Genomic DNA, 5072 nt, shown 5'->3' on the forward strand with positions numbered 1-5072 from the left:
CAGATGATATCACCATCTACCCCTTTTGCCTAGAATGACCTCCTACTCTACCTTTCAGAGATGCCGTGAAAAGTAAGGCAGTTGTTAAACTAATCTATTCCCATTCATTCCTGACTTTGATTCATTAATTACAGACAGCAGAAAAGGAGAAAGTTATGACTCAATAAGATTATGTTGTCATTGGCGCAGGCTCGGCAGGTTGTGTGGTTGCCAATCGCCTCACCGAAGATGGTGAAACAACAGTATTATTGCTCGAAGCGGGCGAGCCCGCGACTAAGCCGGAGATCCAAAATCCTGTGGATTAGATCGAGCTACTCGGCAGCGAAGTAGACTGGGCATATTTCACAGAAGAAGAACCCCATCTCAACGGGCGCAAAGTCTTTTGTTCGCGGGGAAAAGGCTTGGGTGGCAGCAGTTCGATCAATGCCATGATTTACATTCGAGGCAAGCGTCACGATTTCGATCGCTGGCAAGCATTGGGCAATCCAGGCTGGAGTTATCAAGACGTTTTGCCCTACTTCAAGAAATCGGAAAATCAGCAGCGAGGTGCGTCCGAATTTCACGGTGTTGATGGATTGCTGAACGTCAGCGACCCAATCGATCTGGTTGTCACCTCACAGCGATTTGTAGAAGCTGCTGTCTCCTTAGGATACGATCGCAATCCGGATTTCAATGGCGCACAACAAGAAGGCGCGGGACTGTATCAGTTGACGGTTAAAGATGGGAAGCGGCACAGCGTAGCGGCTGCATTTCTGGTGCCGATTCTCGATCGCCCCAATCTAACAACTCAAACCGGCGCATTAGCGACGCGGTTATTGTTTGAGGGAACCCGCGCAATTGGAGTGGAGTATCTGCACAATGGTGCTATCGACCAAGTTCGAGTAAATCGGGAAGTGATTCTGTGTGCCGGTGCGTTCGATTCCCCTAAACTGTTGATGTTGTCTGGAATTGGCAATGCAGAAGAATTGCGATCGCTAAATATTCCCGTAGTTGTTGATTTACCAGGAGTCGGTCAGAACCTCCAAGATCACCTGACTGTTTCAGTGGCACACCAGTCAACTCAGCATCTGCAACCTGCACTAACCAGCAATATCGCAGAAGCTGGATTATTCTTACATACAGAAGAACGTTTAGATACGGCACCAGATTTGCAGTTTTTCTCTGCCCCTATTTTGTGGGTGCCTCCTGCCTATGCCCGCGAAGGTCCGGGAGTCACTATTACAGCCTGTGTGACTAATCCTCAGAGTCGCGGCAGTCTCAAATTGCGTTCTGCTTCCCCTCTAGACCCACCCTTGATTCGGATGAACTATCTCCACAGTGAATCCGACCTGCAAAAACTGGTTGCCGGGATTAAAATTAGCCGCCAGTTGTTCCACAAATATTAAATAAACCTATGGCACTTCTCTAATGCAGACTAACTTTGACTGCGAAAAGTCGCGCACAAATTTACAATTTTACCTCCACTGCGGCGACAGATTTGTAATAGCAACTAGCTACATAATTCATAAATTAAATAGCTTCTACGATAATCAAAAAATTAGAAGCGCAACTCCTAGCCTTAACACCTACCGAGAAATGTCAAATCATCGAATTATTAACCCAAAACTTCGCTAATACCTGCTAATGAATGAGCCAAACTCCCGGTGTCTGTGGCGGTGATGCTTGTATTAGAAATACTTGCATTTCTGTTTGGGTGCTGGTGAGCTTTCGTCGGTTGGGCATGAACGAGTCTCAACTCTTAAATAACTATCCCATACTAACTGCTACTGATTTAGCAAATGCGTGGGCTTATACGGCAGATTTTCCAGATGAAAGTGAAATAGCTATCCGCGAGAATGGCGAGAATTGAAATGATGGCGCGTGTTTATACTTACAAACCATTCCGCAGAGTGGTGGTAGAATTGCTGCGCCTTATGATTCGTAATATTCTGACAGTGCAAGCAGCCGGAAAGGATAACCCAAAAAATCCGGACGAAGAAGTGTAAGCTTTTGCAGTCAGTGAAAATCGAGCTGTTTTAACTCTAAATGGCCGTTATTCGATCGCACGGCACAGCTTACAGCTTGACCATGCTGGAATCATTGTTTGTAGGGTAGAGGATGATTTAACAAGAATGGCTGCTAACCTCAATCAGGCTATTTCCTGACTTGAAAAATTAACAGGTCACTTGATTTGAGTCGATCGCACTCTCGCCACCATCTATATCTTAAGCGATCGCCACAAAGTAAAGTACAGCAATCTCAACCAGAACACCACTGCATCGGTTTGATTGTCTGCTAGATGGCCTCGCCGATATTTCCCGCTGAAACAACCTAGGACGCGACTAAAACAGGAGACTCTGAAATCCGGCAAACATTGGACACCGTTGGCTGCTGCGACACGACTCGCACTTCGTGAGGATACCGGGGACGGGGGTCATTTTCTAACCAGATGGGCGGTACCATCATCACTTCATAGTAAGCGATCGTATGCAAAACCCCTGGCTGGGACTTCAATTCCACTGTCAAGCCTGCTCTGTACTCAAAAGCTTCTTCCCAGTCTAGGTTTCCATTCATATCCATAGCCATCGCGCCTCTTAATCTTGTTTCTTTTCTCTATTGTAGGCTGCTACATAAAACATTTGGTACTTTCTGTTGCTTATGATACAATTTTTAACCTTATATGTTAGATCCCTGACAATTTAACAAAGAGGAGAAATTGTCAATAAGTAAATAGACAGATTTCCCCAGAGGTAACAAGAAAGCTCAAAAGCTAGGCTGGACAAGAGTTTGAGTTGATATGTCTCAAAAAAAATACGGGGGCGAAGCGCCAAGAGGCTGATATCAACTCCGGTAGCATGGGAATTCATATTACCCACACTCAGGACAGGGCACGGCGCCGTGTCCCTACAATTAATCGGGGTAGGGACACGGCGCAAGGGCGGCGCGGTGTCCTCGGTATCATTCCGATGCAATCGGAAACGATATGACACAAAGGAAGAGAAGAGAATTTTAAGGACTCAAGTTTGTACTACAAACCTATTTTTGGAAGTTGGTCTAGTAAAAGAAAGCCGGTTTTTTTTACTAGACCGGGTTTCTTGATTAGTGAAAACTCAACTAATTTCACTTGGTTTGTTTCTGGTTCCTGTCGCTATCGCCGTCTTTTTAGCAGTTGTTTTGTTCGGCACCGTTTTCTCAGTTTCAGTTTCCGATTTGATCGCAGCAGTTTTAATTGACTTCTTCGACTTACTGCTAGTTTGGTCGCCCCCAGCAGCAGGGGGGTTATACGGGCCGTTTGCCGGGCCTGTGATTTTTCTGGCCCACAGAACCCATTTGATATCTTTTCTTAAAAAATAAGGCAAACAAACAAGTCGTCTCACATAACTCAACAGGCACAAGACGATAAATCATGAAGCGGCTGACAGCGAAGTATTTTTCTCAAAAACCCGCTTTCTGACTACCCCTGCGTAACTTCCAATTACCAATTACCAATTACCCATTTCCAATCACCAATCACCAAGGACTCCCAATCATCACAAAAGCCGACCAATAATAAGGATGCGACAACTTCAAATCCGCAAACCCTTGCAGCGAAGCCGGCAACTCCACCCCCTCACCCCGACTCGAACCCCGCAATCGGCCGCCCTCCAAACGCACATCTCCCCGCAACATCGCAATTTGCGCTTGTTGCAGCGCCGCCCCCTTAATTCGCGCCGTCTTCAACTGCTGGTAAAACTCACTCATCAATCCCAAAGTACCTTCATCACTCACGTACCACAAACTCCCCAAAGCCGTTTGCACCCCTGCTTGCAGCGCCAAACCCCCAAAACCCAACTCCGCCTGTGCATCTCCCACCGCAGTCCGACAAGCACTTAAAACTAACATATTCACCTGCGGATCGTTCAATCTCAAATCCCGCAATTGATCCAGTCGCAGCCGACTATTCCACAACTGGATAAAAGAATTATTCGGTACTCCAGGTCGAAATTCGCCGTGAGTAGCTAAGTGAATAACCCCAAAAGGTCGGCTTTGATGCTGTCGCTTCAAATTCTCCAAAGTGAAATCCTCATTTAGAAAACTAACTCCCGGCCACTCTCGGGCAATAGCGGCTATTTCAGCAGGAACCGCAGGCAAAGGATTCAACTCGGAAAATTCCGAGGCACCCATTGCTAAAACTTGAGAATTTCTGATATCGACGTAGCGACTATCTGTTAAATTCATGCTGGGCATCAGGCTGAGACTGTACTTTTCCACCAAAAATTGCTGTCCGTCGTGCAAAGCAGCAAAGGGCATACCTCTCAAACCTCGATCGACCACAAAGGAAATAGTATCGGTTTCGCACTTTTTCAAACTGTCCTCTAAAGGCTCAATCATCCACTTATAAAGCTGTTGGGAAGAGGGTAAATAACTCGTAGTACCCCGCACCCCCGGTTTGGTAATCTCATCCCTGAACTGAGTTACAACTTTCAGCAGTTCTTGCCGGTTCGCTGCCGGCATGCTTTTGTGAACAACTTCACCGCAAGAAGTGATCAGCATTAAATTTAATTCTTCGGGCTGCGAGAAGAGATAAATTAAGCTGGGTTTCGTGCCGGTTTCTGCGCCCACCGATCCTAACTTTTTTTTAATTTCCTCTGGGGATACCAACTCGTCGCGGATGTTGATGCCTAAATATTCCCCGAATTCTTGGCTGAAAGATTGATCCAGCAGAGACAAAGCTTCCGAGATTTTGCCGCCCTCCAAATTCCTGCCGATGTCGCCGCGAAATGCTGACTGAATAACAGAATCTCTGATTTTTAAATCGATGAAATTTCTGACTCCTCTGGGAAATTGCATTCTTTCAGGAAGCATCCTATCTCCGGGCTTTCCTATATCTCGCGATATTATATTTTGGTTCTGTCGCTGTTGGCGGCTGAAGGGTTGGTTGCGATCGGGGAAAAGCAATCGCCCTCGATCTAATGGAAATCTATCCCTTGGTGATATTGGGGGCGCATTGGGATTGAGGGGATTATTCGGATTGTCGGGATTGAGGGGATTATTCGGATTGTCGGGATTGAGGGGATTATTCGGATTGTCGGGATTGAGGGGATTATTCGGAT

At 46.3% G+C, this 5072-nt stretch carries 8 protein-coding genes; 5 read left to right on the top strand and 3 right to left on the bottom strand.

From position 1 onward, the window contains the following. Window positions 1-179 precede the first annotated feature (179 nt). Window positions 180-305: a hypothetical protein gene (locus QUA80_RS32345; protein ID WP_333429017.1), complete on the top strand. Its 126-nt coding sequence runs from the start codon at window positions 180-182 to the stop codon at window positions 303-305. Here QUA80_RS32345 and QUA80_RS32350 read toward each other — a convergent pair. After that, window positions 302-430 carry a hypothetical protein gene (locus QUA80_RS32350; RefSeq protein WP_333429018.1) on the bottom strand — a complete coding sequence of 43 codons (129 nt, stop codon included), beginning with the start codon at window positions 428-430 and terminating at the stop codon, window positions 302-304. The genes QUA80_RS32345 and QUA80_RS32350 overlap by 4 nt on opposite strands. On the opposite strand from QUA80_RS32350, the gene QUA80_RS32355 reads away from it, so the two are divergent. The 3 genes from QUA80_RS32355 to QUA80_RS32365 all read left to right on the top strand — a co-directional run bounded on the left by QUA80_RS32355 (window position 402) and on the right by QUA80_RS32365 (window position 1985). Continuing rightward, on the top strand, window positions 402-1385 hold the full coding sequence (locus tag QUA80_RS32355; RefSeq protein ID WP_333429009.1) for a GMC family oxidoreductase N-terminal domain-containing protein: 984 nt from the start codon (window positions 402-404) through the stop codon (window positions 1383-1385). The two genes, QUA80_RS32350 and QUA80_RS32355, sit on opposite strands and share 29 nt — an antisense overlap. A gap of 242 nt (window positions 1386-1627) precedes the next feature. Next, window positions 1628-1849: a DUF433 domain-containing protein gene (locus QUA80_RS32360; RefSeq protein ID WP_333429010.1), complete on the top strand. Its 222-nt coding sequence runs from the start codon at window positions 1628-1630 to the stop codon at window positions 1847-1849. Window position 1850: 1 nt separating this feature from the next. Beyond that, window positions 1851-1985 carry a hypothetical protein gene (locus QUA80_RS32365; protein WP_333429011.1) on the top strand — a complete coding sequence of 45 codons (135 nt, stop codon included), beginning with the start codon at window positions 1851-1853 and terminating at the stop codon, window positions 1983-1985. Between the two features lie 325 nt (window positions 1986-2310). Here QUA80_RS32365 and QUA80_RS32370 read toward each other — a convergent pair whose 3' ends face one another. Beyond that, window positions 2311-2559 carry a hypothetical protein gene (locus QUA80_RS32370; protein WP_333429012.1) on the bottom strand — a complete coding sequence of 83 codons (249 nt, stop codon included), beginning with the start codon at window positions 2557-2559 and terminating at the stop codon, window positions 2311-2313. A gap of 522 nt (window positions 2560-3081) precedes the next feature. On the opposite strand from QUA80_RS32370, the gene QUA80_RS32375 reads away from it, so the two are divergent. Then, window positions 3082-3333, top strand: a complete 252-nt coding sequence (locus tag QUA80_RS32375) for a hypothetical protein (RefSeq protein WP_333429013.1) — start codon at window positions 3082-3084, stop codon at window positions 3331-3333. 156 nt (window positions 3334-3489) lie between these two features. On the opposite strand, the gene QUA80_RS32380 is transcribed toward QUA80_RS32375, so the two are convergent. Then, window positions 3490-5072: CHAT domain-containing protein (locus tag QUA80_RS32380; RefSeq protein ID WP_333429014.1), on the bottom strand; the 1583-nt coding region annotated here is incomplete at its 5' end.

It is taken from the genome of Microcoleus sp. F4-D5 (assembly GCF_036704885.1).
Classification (GTDB): Bacteria; Cyanobacteriota; Cyanobacteriia; order Cyanobacteriales; family Microcoleaceae; genus Microcoleus.

Coding starts and splice junctions, on each gene's coding strand:
- QUA80_RS32350 (WP_333429018.1), bottom strand. CDS start 430: ATGGCATTGATCGAACTGCTGCCACCCAAGCCTTTTCCCCGCGAACAA.
- QUA80_RS32370 (WP_333429012.1), bottom strand. CDS start 2,559: ATGGATATGAATGGAAACCTAGACTGGGAAGAAGCTTTTGAGTACAGA.
- QUA80_RS32365 (WP_333429011.1), top strand. CDS start 1,851: ATGATGGCGCGTGTTTATACTTACAAACCATTCCGCAGAGTGGTGGTA.
- QUA80_RS32360 (WP_333429010.1), top strand. CDS start 1,628: ATGAGCCAAACTCCCGGTGTCTGTGGCGGTGATGCTTGTATTAGAAAT.